The sequence below is a fragment of the Novosphingobium sp. BL-S-24 genome (assembly GCF_055521575.1).
Genome location: NZ_CM145487.1, coordinates 248,312 through 264,987 on the forward strand (window position 1 = coordinate 248,312; position 16,676 = coordinate 264,987).

At 62.3% G+C, this 16,676-nt stretch carries 13 protein-coding genes; 1 reads left to right on the top strand and 12 read right to left on the bottom strand.

The window, feature by feature from the left end; translation table 11 throughout:
• Nucleotides 1-102: 102 nt before the first annotated feature.
• The 5 genes from ACZ1JM_RS00960 to ACZ1JM_RS00980 all read right to left on the bottom strand — a co-directional run bounded on the left by ACZ1JM_RS00960 (nucleotide 103) and on the right by ACZ1JM_RS00980 (nucleotide 7,554).
• A complete protein-coding gene (locus ACZ1JM_RS00960) occupies nucleotides 103-1,500 on the bottom strand; it encodes an efflux transporter outer membrane subunit (RefSeq protein WP_465132231.1) in 1,398 nt (465 codons plus the stop codon).
• Nucleotides 1,501-1,513: 13 nt separating this feature from the next.
• Nucleotides 1,514-4,696 carry an efflux RND transporter permease subunit gene (locus ACZ1JM_RS00965; RefSeq protein WP_465132232.1) on the bottom strand — a complete coding sequence of 1,061 codons (3,183 nt, stop codon included), beginning with the start codon at nucleotides 4,694-4,696 and terminating at the stop codon, nucleotides 1,514-1,516.
• Nucleotides 4,697-4,855: 159 nt separating this feature from the next.
• On the bottom strand, nucleotides 4,856-6,133 hold the full coding sequence (locus ACZ1JM_RS00970) for an efflux RND transporter periplasmic adaptor subunit (RefSeq protein WP_465132233.1): 1,278 nt from the start codon (nucleotides 6,131-6,133) through the stop codon (nucleotides 4,856-4,858).
• Nucleotides 6,130-6,534: a hypothetical protein gene (locus ACZ1JM_RS00975; RefSeq protein WP_465132234.1), complete on the bottom strand. Its 405-nt coding sequence runs from the start codon at nucleotides 6,532-6,534 to the stop codon at nucleotides 6,130-6,132. The genes ACZ1JM_RS00970 and ACZ1JM_RS00975 overlap by 4 nt, the downstream gene beginning before the upstream one ends.
• Nucleotides 6,535-6,930: 396 nt before the next feature.
• Nucleotides 6,931-7,554 (bottom strand): TetR/AcrR family transcriptional regulator, encoded by a 624-nt coding sequence (locus tag ACZ1JM_RS00980; RefSeq protein ID WP_465132235.1) that lies wholly within the window; start codon nucleotides 7,552-7,554, stop codon nucleotides 6,931-6,933.
• Between the two features lie 82 nt (nucleotides 7,555-7,636).
• On the opposite strand from ACZ1JM_RS00980, the gene ACZ1JM_RS00985 reads away from it, so the two are divergent.
• Complete coding sequence (locus ACZ1JM_RS00985) at nucleotides 7,637-8,635, top strand: alpha-ketoacid dehydrogenase subunit beta (protein ID WP_465132236.1); 999 nt, start codon at nucleotides 7,637-7,639, stop codon at nucleotides 8,633-8,635.
• 15 nt (nucleotides 8,636-8,650) lie between these two features.
• On the opposite strand, the gene ACZ1JM_RS00990 is transcribed toward ACZ1JM_RS00985, so the two are convergent.
• The 7 genes from ACZ1JM_RS00990 to ACZ1JM_RS01020 all read right to left on the bottom strand — a co-directional run bounded on the left by ACZ1JM_RS00990 (nucleotide 8,651) and on the right by ACZ1JM_RS01020 (nucleotide 16,676).
• Nucleotides 8,651-10,981 carry a xanthine dehydrogenase family protein molybdopterin-binding subunit gene (locus ACZ1JM_RS00990; RefSeq protein WP_465132237.1) on the bottom strand — a complete coding sequence of 777 codons (2,331 nt, stop codon included), beginning with the start codon at nucleotides 10,979-10,981 and terminating at the stop codon, nucleotides 8,651-8,653.
• Nucleotides 10,978-11,964, bottom strand: a complete 987-nt coding sequence (locus tag ACZ1JM_RS00995) for an FAD binding domain-containing protein (protein ID WP_465132238.1) — start codon at nucleotides 11,962-11,964, stop codon at nucleotides 10,978-10,980. Before ACZ1JM_RS00995 ends, ACZ1JM_RS00990 begins: the two co-directional genes overlap by 4 nt.
• On the bottom strand, nucleotides 11,961-12,482 hold the full coding sequence (locus tag ACZ1JM_RS01000; RefSeq protein ID WP_465132239.1) for a 2Fe-2S iron-sulfur cluster-binding protein: 522 nt from the start codon (nucleotides 12,480-12,482) through the stop codon (nucleotides 11,961-11,963). Before ACZ1JM_RS01000 ends, ACZ1JM_RS00995 begins: the two co-directional genes overlap by 4 nt.
• 106 nt (nucleotides 12,483-12,588) lie before the next feature.
• Complete coding sequence (locus ACZ1JM_RS01005) at nucleotides 12,589-12,861, bottom strand: hypothetical protein (protein WP_465132240.1); 273 nt, start codon at nucleotides 12,859-12,861, stop codon at nucleotides 12,589-12,591.
• Nucleotides 12,858-15,380, bottom strand: a complete 2,523-nt coding sequence (locus tag ACZ1JM_RS01010; RefSeq protein ID WP_465132241.1) for a cbb3-type cytochrome c oxidase subunit I — start codon at nucleotides 15,378-15,380, stop codon at nucleotides 12,858-12,860. The genes ACZ1JM_RS01005 and ACZ1JM_RS01010 overlap by 4 nt, the downstream gene beginning before the upstream one ends.
• Entirely contained in the window at nucleotides 15,377-16,342 is a 966-nt protein-coding gene (gene coxB, locus ACZ1JM_RS01015; protein ID WP_465132242.1) for a cytochrome c oxidase subunit II, read from the bottom strand. The genes ACZ1JM_RS01010 and coxB overlap by 4 nt, the downstream gene beginning before the upstream one ends.
• Nucleotides 16,332-16,676, bottom strand: a complete 345-nt coding sequence (locus ACZ1JM_RS01020) for a c-type cytochrome (RefSeq protein ID WP_465132243.1) — start codon at nucleotides 16,674-16,676, stop codon at nucleotides 16,332-16,334. The genes coxB and ACZ1JM_RS01020 overlap by 11 nt, the downstream gene beginning before the upstream one ends.

A 16,676-nucleotide genomic window follows, 5' to 3' on the forward strand; every position in this document is an offset into this window, starting at 1 on the left:
AAGCCACGGCGACGCCATCCAGACCTCTTGACCTTAAACCACCAATATTGAAATTTGTATACAAGGCGTCATCCGCGCCGTAAGAGCCATTTGTATACTAAATCACCATTTGCCACCAAGCGCGCGGAACAGATCGACTTGCGCCAGCGCGACTGCGCTTCTCGCCGCAATCGCATCGGTATCTGCTTGCGCGAGGGTACGCTGCGCATCCAGAGCGGCCAGCGCGTCGATCTGGCCGCGAGCCTGTCGTGCCACCACGACATTGGCTGCACGGTTCGCGGCATCGCGGGCAGCGTCGAGGCGCTCCTGTCGCACCAGCGCGTTGCGATAGGCCGACAACGCCGTTTCGGTTTCGCCCAACGCCCGCAGGACACTGCCGTCGAATGCCGCAAGATCCGCCTTGGCATCGGCCCGAGCGGCAGCAATCCGTCCGCGAATGGCCTCCTGATTTGGGAAGGCCCACGATATCAGCGGGCCCAGGAGCCAGCGCAAAGGGCCACCCCCCAGAATATCGGTGGCGCCGACAGCGGTCGTGCCAACCGAACCGCCGAGCGAAATGCGGGGGTAGAGGTCGGCGGTGGCGACGCCGATGCGGGCCGTGTCGGCAGCCAGCCGGCGTTCCGCAGCTTTTACGTCCGGCCGACGTGCCAGCAGGATGGCGCCGTCGCCAATGGGAATAGGCTGCTCCACTCTCGGCGTGGTGGTGCGGGCAATCACGGCGTCCGGCAGTTCCCGCGGCGTGCGCCCGGTCAGCACCGCAAGCCTGAACAGCGCCGCCTCGCGCCGGGCTTGCAAGGTCGGGAGCAGGGCAGCCTGTGCTTCGCGCAGTTGAGTGATGCGGATTACGTCGAGTTTCTGATTGAGGCCCCTTTCGAAACGGGTGTTGGTGATCCGTTCCCATCGGGCAAGCAGATCGACCGTACGCTGCGCCACGTCGATCTGCTCGCCAGCACTGATCGCATCGACGTAGGCGCGCACAGTATCCGCGACCACGGTGACCCGCACGGCATCCGCGTCTTCCTGAGCGGCCGCGAGATCCGCGCGCGAGGCTTCGATCCCGCGGCTGACCCTGCCGAACAGATCGATTTCATAAGCGACCGACAGCCCGGCGTCCACGCGCCGGCCTTCACGGTCGAAGCCGGGCAGCGCCTGCGCTTCGGAAACTTGGCCGTATGTGGCCGATCCGTCGATCTGCGTCGACGGCAGTGCCTGTGATCGAGACCCGCGCAGCGATGCCCGCGCTCGTTCGATGCGAGCGACGGCAACGCGGACATCCGTGTTGGCGGCCAGCGCATCGGTCACCAGGCGATCCAGCATAGGATCGTCATAAAGGTGCCACCACTGGTCTTGCGGCGATGCTTCGCTGACGTGCACGTACTGGGCGCCAACGAATGGACCTTGCGCAGTGGGCGGCGGGGTGGGCGCGATATGATCCGGGCCGACCGCACAGGCCGACAGGGCGGTGGCGGCCAGCAGTGCCGCCAGTGTCTTCATTTCCATCGACACGATTTCCTTATTCAGCAGGCTGCAGCGCATGGGCGTCGCCGTGCGAGCTGCGACGGCGAGCCAGCTTGTCACCCAGGCTGCGACACACGACATAGAACGTGGGTGTGAACAGCAGACCGAACGCGGTAACGCCGGTCATCCCGAAGAACACCGCCGTGCCCAGCGCCTGGCGCAGTTCAGCGCCCGCGCCTTGCGCGATCACCAGAGGCACGGCACCCAGGATGAAGGCGAAGCTCGTCATCAGGATGGGGCGCAGGCGTGTCTTTGCGGCGTGGACGGCGGCATCGACGGTGGACATGCCGTGTTCCTCCTCCGCCTGTTTGGCGAACTCGACCACTAGGATCGCGTTCTTGGCCGCCAAAGCGATCAGAACGACCAGGCCGATCTGGGTCAGGATGTTGTTGTCCATCCCGCGCAGGTTCACACCGGCCATCGCCGCGAACAGGCACATCGGCACGATCAGGATGATCGCCAGCGGCAGAGTCAGGCTTTCGTACTGCGCCGCAAGGACGAGGAACACGAACAGCACGGCCATGCCGAAGACCACGGCTGCGGTATTGCCTGCGGTCGTCTGCTGATAGGCGATGCCGGTCCATTCGAAGCCGTAGCCCGAGGGGAGGGTTTCCGTCGCGACTTTTTCCATCGTCGCCAGCGCCTGGCCGGTCGAATAGCCCGGAGCGACGTTGCCGTCCACTTCGATGGCGGGGTGGAGGTTGTAGCGCACGACGCGGTAAGGTCCGGTCTTGTCCTCGAACGTCGCGACCGAGCCGAGCGGCACCATCGCGCCGGAATTGGACCGTGTCTTCAGATTGGCGATGTCAGCCACGGACCCGCGATTGGACTGATCGGCCTGCGCCGTGACGCGATAGGTACGGCCCAACAGGTTGAAGTCGTTCACGAAGGCAGACCCGAGGTAGACCTGGAGTGCTTCGAAAACGCGCTCCGGCGGTACGCCAAGAAGGTCGGCCTTGCGACGGTCCACATCGGCGAACACGCGCGGGGCATTCTGGTCGAACAGGGTATAGACCTGTTGCAGCCCTTTCTCCTGATTGGCCCTGGCGAGCATGCCGCCGGTTGCCTGTGCAAGCTCGGAATAGCTGCGGCCTTCGTTGTCCTCCACGATCATACGATAGCCGCCGGCGGGCACGATGCCGTTGATGGTCGGCGGCGGAAGCAGAAAGATTGAGGCCTTGTCGTATCCTTTGATCGCCTCCTGCGCCTGCGCCATGATCTGGGCGTACGTAACTCCCAATTCCTTACGCTTCTCGAACGATTCAAACGGGAAGTAGATGGCGGCGGCATCCGGGGCGGCGGTGCGCGATGGACCATGCAAACCTGCGAACATCACCGCGCCGCGAATACCTTTGATCGGCAGCAGGCGTTTGGCGATATCCTGCGTCACCTCGTCCGTCCTCTCCAGCGAAGCGCCGGAAGGAAGGAACGCGGCGGCCATGAAGTATCCCTGGTCCTGCTGCGGCACGAAACCCGTAGGTGTCACCCAGAACAGACCAACAGTCGCGGCGATCAGTGCGGCATAGCCTGCCATCATCCGTCCGGGCAGAACGACCAGCCGGGCGGTCAACCGAGCATAGGCATCGCTCATCCGATCGAAGCCGGTGTTGAAGCGGTCTGCTCCCGATTGCAGGAACTGGCGCCAGCGCGGAGCGTCACCGGCAACGCGTTCGCGGTGCTTCAGCAGGATCGCGGCCATCGCGGGCGACAGGGTTAGCGACAGTACCAGCGAGATTACCGTGGCAGTGGCGATGGTTACCGCGAATTGCTTGTAGAACTGGCCGGAAATTCCGTCGATGAACAGCGTCGGCACGAACACCGCGCACAATACCAGCACGATTGCCACAAGCGCGCCGGATACTTCATCCATGGACCGTCGCGACGCTTCAAGTGGGGTCAGACCTTCCTCGATGTATCGCTCGACATTCTCCACAACGACGATCGCGTCATCGACGACGATGCCGATCGCCAGAACCAGTCCGAACAGCGACAGGTTGTTGAGTGAATAGCCGACCGCCGCCAGCATCACCGCCGTGCCGATCAGCGAGACCGGAATGGCAATGATCGGGATTACCGCCGCGCGCCAGTTCTGCAGGAACACCAGGATCACCAGCACGACCAGGATCACCGCTTCGAACAGCGTGTGATACACGGCGTCGATGGACTGCCCGATGAATTCGGTAGGGTTGTAGATGACCGAGTATTCCAGTCCTTTGGGGAACTTGGCGGCCAGCGTGTCCATTTCCGCGCGAACGGCCTTGGCGGATTCCAGGGCGTTGGAGCCGGGGCGTTGCAGAACCGCCATCACGACGGTGGGCTTGCCCGACAGATAGGTGTTCGTGTTGTAGTCCTGCGCGCCCAATTCCACCCGAGCGACATCACGCACGCGGACCTGATGGCCGTCCGCATCGGTGCGCACGACGATGTCGGCGAAAGCGTCGGGTTCTGCCAGACGGCCCTGAAGTTCGACGCCGACCTGATAGGCGTTGCCCTTGTCGAACGGCGGTGCGCCGATTGATCCAGCGGACACCTGCACGTTCTGCGCACGCAGCGCAGCGACGATCTCGCCAGCGGTGAGATTCAGGGCAGCCGCACGGCCGGGGTCGATCCAGATGCGCATGCCATAGTCGCGCCCGCCGTACATGACGACGTCGCCGACGCCTTCGACTCGGGCCAGCCGGTCCTTTACTTGGGTCAGTGCGTAGTTCGACAGGTAATTGCGATCGTATGTCCCGTCCGGCGACTGGAGATTGACGACCATCAGGAAGTCCGGTGACGTCTTGCGGGTGACGACGCCAAGACGTTGTACTTCCTCGGGAAGGCGCGGTGTGGCGACAGCTACGCGGTTCTGCACCAGGACTTGCGCGGCATCCAGGTCAGTGCCGACCTTGAACGTAACGGTGATCGTGACTTTACCATCGCCGGTGGATTGGGAATCCACGTACAGCATGTCGTCAACGCCGTTGATCTCCTGCTCGATCGGGGCGGCGACCGTACTGGCGACCGTTTCAGCGGAGGCACCGGGATACTGCGCGCTGACGGTAACAGTGGGCGGGACGATGTCGGGGTACTGGCTGACCGGCAGGCCGAAGAAAGCCAGCGCGCCGATCACAGTGATGATCACCGCGATGACCCCGGCGAAAATCGGGCGGTCGATGAAAAAGCGGGAAAGTCGCATGGTGCGAAGCCTCTGCTGGGCGCGCGTCGGACCATGCGCAGGGTGATGCCTGCACAGCATGAACGTCCGGCGCGCACATGGGCGCTATTGGGTTGGTATCGGGTATCGAATGGCGGCGCGGATCATCATAACGGATGACCCGCGCCAGAACTCGAAGGATCAGTCGGCCATCGTCGCCTGTGAGGCTGACGGGGCAGCGGGAGGCGGCCCCGCGTCGATCCGGGCACTTTCGATCTTGCCAACCTTTGCCTGTACATGGCTCCCTGCGACGGCGGCCTGATAGTTGGAGATGACCACGGCATCGTCGGGTCGCAGTCCGTTGCGGATCACCCGCAGGTTGCCGATGAGGGGGCCGGTCTCGACCGGGCGGCTCGATACGGTGCCGTCCTTGCCGACCACCATCACCACCTTGCGGGTCTGGTCCGAGCGAACGGCCGCGTCCGGGACCAGCATGGCCTTCACGGTCCCACCACTGGACAGACGCATGTTGCCGAACATGCCTGGTGTCAGGAACCCGTCCGGGTTGGGCAGGCTGGCACGAACGCGGATCGTTCCCGAACCGGGGTTCAACGCGTTGTCCGTAAAGTCCAGCTGGCCCTTCCAGCGATAGTCCGCCTCATCCTGAAGGCGCACTTCCACACCGGCCGGATCGCGGCTTGTTGCCTGATCTCGCTGAGTTTTGAGGAAAAGCGATTCTGATGCGTCGAACGTGAAGTAAATGGGATCAACTGCGTTGATCGTCGTCAGCAGCGTCGCGCTGGCCCCGTTGTCGCCCGACACAAGGTTGCCCGGATCGACTCGCCTGTCTGAGATACGGCCCGAAATCGGCGCGCGTACCGTCGCGAATTCCACGTCCAGCGAGCGGGTGCGGACCCGCGCCTGTGCGCCGGCCAATGCCGCTTCAGCCGCGCGGACGCGTGAGCGCAACTGATCGACCTCGCTGGCAGCCATGGCTTCATCGCCGCTCAGCCCCGCAACCCGTGCATAGTCGGACCGCGCCAGAGAAAGCGCCGCCCTTGCCGAAGCGAGATCAGCCTGCGCTTCGGCAAGGGCCGCGCGGTACGGGCGCTGATCGACCACGAACAGGGCCTGCCCGGCTTGCACATAGTCGCCATCCTTGAACAGGACCTGGGTGATCGCGCCCGATACACGAGGGCGAACCTCCACACTGCGGCTCGGTGCGAAGCGTCCGACGTAGTCGTCCCATTGCGTCACATCACGGACCAGCGGTTGCGCGGTCTGGACGATCGCGGCTGTTGGCAACGCGCTCGCCGGTTCGGGCTGCGCAAGGAACTTCCAACCGAAGCCGGCTATGGCCACGAACGCCAGTGCGCCCATCGCTATCGGCAGACGGCGGCGGTTTGCCGATGTCTCCGTACGAACCCTGGGATCGCGGGCGTATTCCGACGGTATTTCCAGAGAAGTCTGATAGTTCATGCCGCTATCCTTCGAAAGGGCGATCGGGCACGCCCGATAATGTCGATGACGGCGCCGATCTTGGCCTCGCTGTGGCCGGCACGGTGCGCTTCCTTTACGGCGGAGACGGGAAGGGTGTAGCCATGGTGCCAGGCCATCACGGCCAGACGACGCAGGGCTTCCAACTGCTCGTTGGCAAGCATGGCGGATGGCGGCGTGGGGCCAAGGATCAGGCGCAGAAGCCAGCCGCGCTTTTTCAAGGGTCGCAGTGTCGCCAAGCCATCCTGACGCGCCAGGTCTATGATCCTGTGCTCAAGCGCCGACAACATCGGCCTGGACGAAGCCAATGCCTCGATCCGCGGCGCCTTGATGGCCGCAGGCTGTAACTGGGCGGTGGTGTCTGCAAAATCGATGAAGGCCATGACGGGCTCCTGCAGGAATTGATGCCCCGGCACGCACCTGGATGGGGAAAAGCGCGCACCGGGGCGACTTCCGGCGCGGGGGGGGCGCCGGAAGGGTGGAATTAAGTTGCGTCTGCCCGGCACTGGAAACAGTAGTTTCCAGTCGGCAGATACCTTCAGTTCAATGACCGTCGCCCGTCGGAAAAAGACAAGCGGCTGCGAACGCCGGCTTTTGACCTAGCGTTGAAGAGCCCCGCCGAACCCGAATGTCATTCGCGATTCGACCGGATTTCTTCTATACCAAGCGGTATATATTCAGGCTGTGTTTAGGTCAATGCGGTTTCTGTACCGCCCGGTAAATTATTTACCGGCTCACTGAACGCCGCGGATCGCACTGATCCTGAACGGCCACGCCCCTTAGCGACTGGGCCAGAAAGAGAGGAACGTATCCACCGTGCCCTGCAGTTCGCTCGGGCAAGCACAGCCCTGAGCTTTTACGGACATCCCCTGCAGCATGGTCGTTATGCAGCACGCCAACGATTTGGGATCGACATGGTCGGGCAGGTCGCCCTCGGCTCTGGCACGCGCAAAGCGATCGACCAATGCCGCCTCCGACGAAGCCCGTCGCGCGACGACATGCTCACGGATCGAATCGATCTCGTTGGTGCAGGCGACGGTGCTGATCACGCCGAGGCATCCGTGCGGATCGCTTGACCCGCAATGCGTGGCCAGCGCTCCCCGTAGCAGACGCTCCGCAACTCCCCGTGCGGTAGGGGCTTCCAGCGCCTTGCCGATATAGTCGAGCTTGTCGCGCTCGTATAAGTCCAGCGCCTTACGGAACAGCGCTTCCTTGTTGCCAAAACATGCGTAGAGGCTGGGCTTGGTGATGCCCATGGCTTCGGTCAATTCAGCCATCGACGCGCCTTCATAGCCGCGCGTCCAGAACACCCGAAGCGCTGCGGACAGCGCTGTATCAGGATCGAACTCGCGCGGGCGGCCCCGCGTCGCTGTCACTCCCCCAGAGGTTTCTGAACATTTCATACCGGTCGGTATATAGGCGCTGTCATTCGCGAAGTCCAGTCAACGCTCGCGCGCTGCCGCATTGGTGGCTACAGCCGCCCTGATGCCGACGATCACTTATCTCGAAGCCATTCACCAGGCCCAATCCGAAGAAATGGAGCGTGACGCCAAAGTCCTGATCATGGGTCAGGACATGATCACCAATGGCATGGGCACGGTCGAAGGGTTCGTCGAAAAGTTCGGCAAGCGCCGGGTGCGGGACAATTCGCACGAAGAAAACGGGTTCATAGGCATGGCGGGTCGTGCGGCGATGGCCGGGATGCGACCGATCGTTGACGCCACCCTTGCGTCATTCCTGTTTCCCTCAATGGATCAGATCTTTTCGATCATCGCGAAGTCGAAATTCATCTACGGGGGGCATGCTCAACTGCCACTCGTCATCCGGTCGTGCCTGTTCTACGCCAATGCCGGTTCAACGGCGCTCATCGATCGCCCGTATTCGATCTTCATGAACATGCCGGGCCTGAAGATCATTGCGCCTTCCACGGCCTACGACATGAAAGGCCTCCTGAAAGCCGCGATCAGGGACGATTCCCCGGTGATGTCGTTCGAGGATTCATCCTGCTGGACAATGACATCGGATGTGCCCGACGATCCGGATTTCGTGATCCCGCTTGGCGTCGGAAAGGTCAGGCGCGAAGGAGCGGACATAACCGTGGTCGCTATTGCCGGTGCTGTAGACGTTGCTCTCAGAGCCGCCGACACGCTCGGCGCCGAGGGCATATCGCTGGAAGTAGTGGATCCGCGAACACTGGTTCCACTCGACCGGGAACTGATCCTTAATTCCGTGCGGAAGACCGGACGGGCAATATGCGTGGATCCGGCCCACAAGACCTGTTCGGCCGCCAGTGAAATCGCGGCGACCATTGCGGAAGAAGCATTCGATGCGTTGCGGGCGCCGATCGTTCGGGTGACGACGTTCGACAGCCACCTTCCATCCAGCCCACACGCCGATGCTCCGGTGTATCCTTCGGTACAAAGGATCATCGACGCGGCCCGGCGCCTCGTCTTGGTGCCTGACGGCAATCGTCGGCGTGCCTGAGGGATACGCTACGTCTTAAAGCAGTTTATCCAGCGTGATCGGCAAGTCTCGAATGCGTTTGCCCGTCGCGTTGTAGATCGCGTTGGCGACTGCCGCAGCCGTTCCAGTAATACCGATTTCGCCGATGCCTCGCGCGCCCATCGGCGTATGCGGATCGGCGATATCGGTCCAGATCACGTCGATCTCCGGCACGTCCATGTGTACCGGGATATGATACTCGGACAGACTGGGGTTCATGATCCTGCCGTTCCGTTTGTCGAACTGAGTCTCCTCCATCAGCGCCATCCCCAGACCCATGATGATGCCACCGCGGAACTGGCTGGTCGCCGTTTTCGGATTAAGGATGCGGCCGCAGTCGAACGAGCCGAGAAGCCGGCTGACGCGGGGTTCGCCGGTGATTGCGTTCACCCGCACTTCGCAGAACATGGCCGAATGACTGTGCATGGACCAGTGCTGCGTTTCGAGCGGCATCGGCGCTTCCGATTCCGCGCTGAGCGTGCCCCGACCGGCGCGGGCAAGGATGGACGCATAGCTTTCGTGCTGGCGGGGATCAGCGACATTGCACAGCCCCCCGTCACGGCCGACAACCTCGTCAGGCTTCAGTCCCGCAAGCGGGGAATCATTGCCTGCAATCTTCAGCAATTCCTTGATCAGAACCGAATAGGCGGCGCTGACGGAGGCACCGATGGATGCGGTCTGTTGCGATCCTCCGGCAAGCACCGTCCCCGGCAAGGTCGAGTCACCATAGTTGAACGTCACCGCCTCCATCGACAGGCCCAGGCGTTCCGCCGCGACCTGGGTCTGGGCCGTCGAGGTACCCATGCCCATTTCATGCGCCGCAATGTCGATGCTGACTTTGCCGTCCACCGTCAGCGTAATCCGCGCCGCGCCGCCGGGCATGCGATAATAAGGATACGTGCCGGCCGCGCAGCCCATGCCGACAAGCCATTCTCCATCTCGAGTGGCGCCGGGCGACGCGTTGCGCTTGTCCCATCCGAATTTGCGCGCGCCATCCCGCCAGGCCTGGATCAGATTGCGCGATGAGAAGGGCAGGCCGGTAAGGGGATCCGCTTCGGGTTCGTTGCGTATCCGAAGCTCGATCGGATCAATGCCCAGTTTCTCTGCCAGTTCATCCATTGCGCTTTCCAGCGCAAACGTGCCGACCGACTCGCCGGGCGCACGCATGAACGTGTTGGAGAGCATGTCCAGTTCAGTCGCCTGAACTTCCAGCTTCATCGTTTCGGAAGCATAGCCGCTGCGTGAGGCCATGATGAACGGTTCCGGCATGACATTCGTCGCCGTTTTTATCGTGAGGCCCGTGTGGATGAGCGCCTTGAGACGGCCGTCCTGATCCGCGCCCAACGCCACGCGCTGTTCTGTGGGTGACCTTCCTCCGACCACGCGATAAACACCCTCGCGTGACAGGGCCAGTCTGACCGGACGACCAGACAATTTGGAAGCCATCGCCGCCAGAACCTGATGTTGCCACATGCATTTGCCGCCGAACCCGCCCCCCACAAAGGGCGAGGTGATGACGACCTTCTTTTCGTCCATGCCGAACATCTGCGCGATCGACCATGCTTCGTGAGCAACGAGCTGCGACGCATCATGGATGCGCAGAGTGTCTCCGATCCATGCAACGGTAACGCCATGAAGTTCGATCGCGTTGTGGTTGTGTCGCGGGGTAAGGTATCGCAAGTCCACTTGAACAGGCGCAGCGGCGAACGCTGCGTCGGCATCGCCTTTCTTGTCGTGCAGGGCGCCGCCCATGAACACCGCGACTTTGGCATTGCCGCGCACCTCATCAAGGTCCGTCTGCGCTGCCTCGCTCTCGTAGGTAACACGGACCAGAGAGGTGGCATGATCCGCTTGCTCCTGCGTGTCAGCCAGAACCACCGCGACCGGCTCGCCGTTCCAGTACACCCGCGGCTCCTGCATCACCGGCAACGTATCGCCTCCGGCCGCTTTCGCCTTGGACATGAAGACTGGCGGCGGGGCTACCCTCGGCGCGTTATGGTAGGTCATCACCGTAACCACGCCCGGTGCAGTTTCGGCCTGCGAAGTGTCGATCTGCGTGATCCGGCCTTTCGGCACAGTGCTGAACACCAAAGAGGCATACACCATGCCTTGCAGCGGAAACTCGGCAGCAAACGGTGCTGTGCCCGACACTTTCAGCGGACCATCGATGCGCGATATGGGTTTGCCGACGTGGCCGTGCCGGGATTGGATCAGCGGGTCCGGCTCACCACCGGGTATCCACCCGTCGGGCGCCATGGCGATCGCTTTTGCCATGACCCCTTGCACTGCGCCCTGGGCTGCTTGCTTGGCTTCCTCGAAAATGCTCATGCGTTCTCTCCCGCCAGTTCGCCAAGTACCGCGACGATCGTGCGGCGCGCCAGTTCGACCTTGAAGCCATTGTCTTTTAGCGGTTTCGCGTCTGCCAGTTCTGCCTCGGCAGCCGCCGCGAAAGCCTCCGCCGTTGGCGCGCTTCCCCTGAGCACTTCTTCGGCACGCGCTGCTCGCCAGGGCTTGTGCGCGACGCCACCCAACGCGATCCTGACGTCGGTGATCCGACCGTCCGCGATGTCCATGCCCGCCGCGACCGAGATCAGGGCGAAGGCGTAGCTCGAACGGTCGCGCACCTTGCGGTAGGTGGAACGGCCTGCCAGCGATAGCGGTGGAAGTTCGACCGCGGTGATCAACTCCCCGGCTTCCAGCAGGGTATCGATGTCAGGGCGGTCGCTGGGCAGGCGATGAAGATCCTGCAGAGCGATGGATCGCGGCCCCGTTTTGCTCTCAGTGTGAACGATGGCGTCGAAAGCAAGCATGGCGACGGCCATGTCGGAAGGATGGACAGCCACGCAGGCCGAAGACGCTCCCAGAATAGCGTGGTTGCGGTTGAACCCTTCCAAGGCGTCGCACCCCTGACCGGGGACACGCTTGTTGCAGCGAGAGCCTTGATCGTCATAGAAATACGAGCATCGCGTGCGTTGCAGGAGGTTCCCCCCAACCGTCGCCATGTTGCGTATCTGCGCGCTCGCCCCAGCCACGATGGCGCGGGATAGGGCCGGATATCGACGGCGGACTTCGGGATGCTCGGCCAGAGCGGTGTTTCGCACGCCCGCACCGATGATCAATCCGCCATCGGAACTGGCTTCGATCGAATGGGACAGAGCGCTGACATCCACCAGAGAGGCGGGGCGCTCGATCGTCTCGCGCATCAGGTCGACCAGATTGGTGCCGCCACCCAGATACTTGGCATCGGACGATGAGCCGCGTTCGATGGCGTCGGTGATGTCGTCCGCTCGCTGATAGCTGAATGGAGTCATCGGGCGTCCTCCGTCACTCGCTGGGCAGAGAAAGTATCGGCAATCGCGTCCATGATGCCGTTGTGAGCGCCGCAACGGCAGAGGTTTCCACTCATCCGCTCGCGCATCTCGTCCCGTGAAAGGTCGATGGTCGCTGTCGTCAGGTCGTCGGTGACGTGGCTGGGAACACCCCGTCGGATTTCCTCCATCATCCCGATGGCCGAGCAAATCTGCCCCGGCGTGCAGTATCCGCACTGGAAGCCATCGTGCTCAATGAAAGCTGCCTGCAGGGGGTGCAGGTCATCGACCGTACCCAGCCCCTCGATAGTGGTGACGCTGCGGCCTTCCACTTGAACCGCCAACGTCAGGCAGGACAGAATACGCTCGCCGTCGACTAGTACCGTGCAAGCGCCACAAGCTCCTTGGTTGCAGCCGACTTTCGTGCCGGACAGATGCAGATGCTCCCTGAGCAAATCGAGAAGTGACACACGGGGATCTGTCGGAGCGGATACGGCGCGGCCATTGACGGTGATGCTCATGATCTTGCCTCACGAGTTGATGCTGCCCGGGTCGGGCCGACATTTCGTACTGTAACACCCCCGGCCGATATTGGTGCCGTGGCCTGGAGAAGATCGCCTGATGGGGTTAGTCGAACCAGGGCGGCAGCGCCTGCCAGAATACCGCGAGCAGACTGAGCGTCACTCCGCCCAACGCTGTCGATCTACGCCAGGCTGCAAACGCATCTTCGCTGGACAGTCGCCACGCCTGCATCAGCAGAACGCCGTCGGCAATCAGGCACGCAATGGTCAGAACCAAGGTAAGCGGGGGGGAGGGGGCGAATTCCGCGATTCCATACAGGCCGAAGAAATGCACCGTCCACACCAGCAGCCCGCCCAGCAGGATGGCCCAGGTCTTCATGCGCCAATCGCCCGCGCGAAGACTGAGCCGATCAATCCTTGTGCACCCGTATAGCCCAGGAACAGGCAGGTGAGGTCCAGTGTATTGCTGCGTTCGTCGACGATGACGCCGCGCAGTTTGCGCCACCCCAGATATAGCGCCATCAGCATCGCAATGGCGGCAACTTGCCCCTGATGGGCTAGGATCGCGAACACGGCAGCGCCTTGTCCGCTGGTTTGGGGGGCAAGCACGGTCTGCCATGTCGCGATGTCATGCCATAGCGCGCCGACGGCAATAGACGCGCCGATGACTGAAGGAACCACGGCCCACGATTTTCCCCGCCGATGAAGAACCCGAGTGGCTAGGGCCGTGGCAATGACAATTCCATACCCCCCAGCAATGGGGAGGACGCCGGTCAGCGCCGGTGGAGCGACCCAATAAGTGGGTTGGTTGCTCCACAGGAAGGCGAGACTGAACAAGGCCATCGCGAAAATCATGCCGAGCACGATCATGACGATCGTCATCGCCCACCAGCTATGGGTCTGCGGCCCCGTCACGTACGTAGGCACTCGTATTCCGGCGCCGATGTCCACCTCATGCTCGGCGACCGGCAGGTCGGTTTCCGACATCCACCGCAGCACACCGACGACCGCCAGCACGCCGCTCACCAGCGCGAAGAGATAGGCCTTCACGGTCAGCGCGAGGAAAAAGCCGGCCGTGAAGATCGCCGCTGCAAACGGCCAGGCGGATGGGCCGGGCATGATCTGCACGTATTGCGGCTCGGCGAGTAGCGGGCTGGTCACGATGGTTTCGCGTCGCCCGGTTGCAGAGCGGGGAAGGAAATAGCGGCCTTGCTCTACCTCATCGCAGATCTTTGGATCGTCCCACAGCGGCTCGCGGCTTTTTACAACCGGTATAGAACGGGTGGAGTACAAGGCGGTGGGCAACCACTCCAGAGTGCCCGCACCATAGACGTTGCCCGCCTCCCCATCATCGGGCGCGAGCCTGAAATTGCGCGCCATGTCGATCAGAAAGACCAGAACGCCCAGGGCAAAGGCGAAAGCACCGACGGTGGAGATCAGATTGAGTGCATCCCATCCGCTGCCCGGAAGGTAGGTGTACACCCGGCGCGGCATGCCCATCAGCCCCGCCAGATGCATCGGCATGAAGGCCACGTTCATTCCGCCGAACATCAGCCCGAACACCCAGCGGCCCCACTTTTCCGAAAGGGCGCGTCGGCTCACCATCGGTATCCAGTAGTACATCGCCGCGAAGAGCGGGAATACCATGCCACCTATAAGTACATAGTGCAGGTGTGCGACAATGAAGTACGTGTCGTGCGCCTGCCAGTCGAATGGAACAAGCGCCACCATCACTCCGGTAAGGCCGCCGGTGACGAATATGACCACGCTGCCCATCGCGAACAGACCGGGCGCGTTGAACCGAGGCTTGCCCACTGCGAATGTGGCAATCCACGAAAACACCTGAATACCGGCGGGCAGGCTGACCGCCATCGATGCGGCGGAAAAGAACCCCGCCGTCATGGGGGGTAGCCCGGTGGCGAACATGTGGTGCGCCCAGACCCCAAAGCTGATGAATCCCGTTGCGATCATTGCCAGGACGATCAGTTTGTACCCGACCAGCTCGGTGCGGGCGACGGTGGGGATGATCATGCTCATCATTCCGGCGGCGGGCAGGAAGATGATATAGACTTCGGGGTGGCCGAAAAACCAGAACAGGTGCTGCCACAACATCGGATCGCCACCGCGAGTGGCATCGAAGAACGGCCAGTTAAACGCGCGCTCGATCTCCAGCAGCAACGTGGCAAGGATCACGCTGGGGAATGCGATGATGATCATCACCGCGAATACCAGCATCGCCCACGCGAAGATCGGCATTTTATCCAGGCTCATGCCGGGCGCACGGTGCCTAAGCACACCGACGATGATTTCCACTGCCCCGGCGATGGCGCTGATTTCGATGAAGCCGATGCCGAGCAGCCAAAAGTCGGTATTGATACCCGGCGAGTAGGCTTTCGACGTCAATGGCGGGTACATGAACCAGCCACCGTCAGGGGCCAGCCCGATGAACAGCGATCCAAAGAAACACAGTCCGCCCACGGCATAGGCCCAGAACGCGTAGGCTGAAAGGCGCGGGAAGGGCAGATCTCTGGCCGCTAGCATCTGCGGCAATAGCAGGACGCCAGCCGCCTCCACCATCGGCACTGCGAAAAGAAACATCATCACCGTGCCGTGCATGGTGAAGACCTGATTGTACGTCGCTTGCGGCAGCACGTCCATCAACGGCGCTGCCAACTGCACCCTCATCAGAAGCGCCAGCACTCCTGCCAGAAGGAAGAAAAGGAAGGCCGTCCCGAGATAATAGATGCCAACGTAGTTGTTGTTGACGACCGTCAGGTACTCCCAACCCTTGGGAGCACACCAAATGCGCTTCAGTTCTTCCTCTTCGCCTTCGGGCCTTGGCTCGCGAGTAGGGAAGCGTTTGAACAGGTCATGATCGAAGCCGGTTTCCGACTTCATTTCAGGGAGGCCAGATAATCGGCAACGGCGTTCAGTTCTTCGGCGCTGAACTGCTTGTAATTAGGCATGCGATTGCCCGGCTTGATCGTCTGGCTATCGGCAATCCAGCCGGCCAGCGTACCCCGGTTATTGGGAAGGATCCCGGCCCCCAAAGTCCGACGCGATCCCACGTGGGTCAGGTCCGGTCCGGCCAGACCACGGGCGGGAGTGCCCGCAATAGCGTGGCAGGCTGCGCATCCGCTCGTCAGGAATATCTGCTGGCCTTTAGAAGGCTGCGCTGCGGTTCTGGATGGCGCCAGGCGGCTCGCTTTCCATGCGGCGAAGCTTTCGGGCGTGTGGGCCACGACGGCAAAGCCCATAAGGGCATGGGGACCGCCACAATATTCGGCGCATTGCCCGCCATAGGTGCCGGGTTGGTTGGCCTGGATGCGCAGCAAGTTGCGTCTCCCCGGCACCATGTCGACCTTGCCGGACAATCGAGGCACCCAGAAACTGTGAATGACGTCTGCCGAATCCAGCTCGATCAGAACGGACTGACCAACGGGAACGTGCAGTTCATTTGCGTCCTGCATGACCGGCCTTCCGCCGTTGTCCAGATAAGCGACCCGCCACCACCACATCTCGCCCGTGACGCGAATGCGCATTTCGCCGGGGCGTGCCGCCTTTGCCGCCAAGTCTCCGGTGAGCCATAGGCCCCAGACAAGCAGCGCCGTCAGCACGACTGCCGGAAAAGCGACCCCACCGATCCAAATCGCCCGGTCACCGCCCAGTTTCCTGCGCAAACCGGCGCTGCCCCAAAGCGCAATCGCAAAGGCGGCCAGTACGATCAGGAGGATGATGGTGCCTCCGACCAGCAGCACCCACGACAACAAGGTTACCGGTTCGGCGTAGGGGCCTGCAGGGTCCAGGACCGCAGGTGGCCAGCCACCCAGCACCGCCTTGAGATCATCCTTAGCGGGCATTGGTGCTATGCAGAAAAGCGGCGATGTCGCTGGCGTCTTGTCTCGTCATCGGAACCCTGGGCATGGACGTATCAGGCACGGTCCCGGCAGGATCGAAGATGTAAGCTGCAAGAGCGTCAGCTTTGTTTGGCAGTTTGCCGGCGATAAGCCCGCGATCCGACAGGGAAATGAGGGCTGGCCCTGTCGTTCCGCTCGGCCATATACCCGGGATGGTGTGGCAGGAACCACACCCCAAACGCTGCGCCGCCAGCTTCCCCCGCGCGACGACACCCTCGCCCGCACCATTCGGCGCGATCTTCACATCCTCGCACGCGGCAAGCGAAAGCGTGGCCAT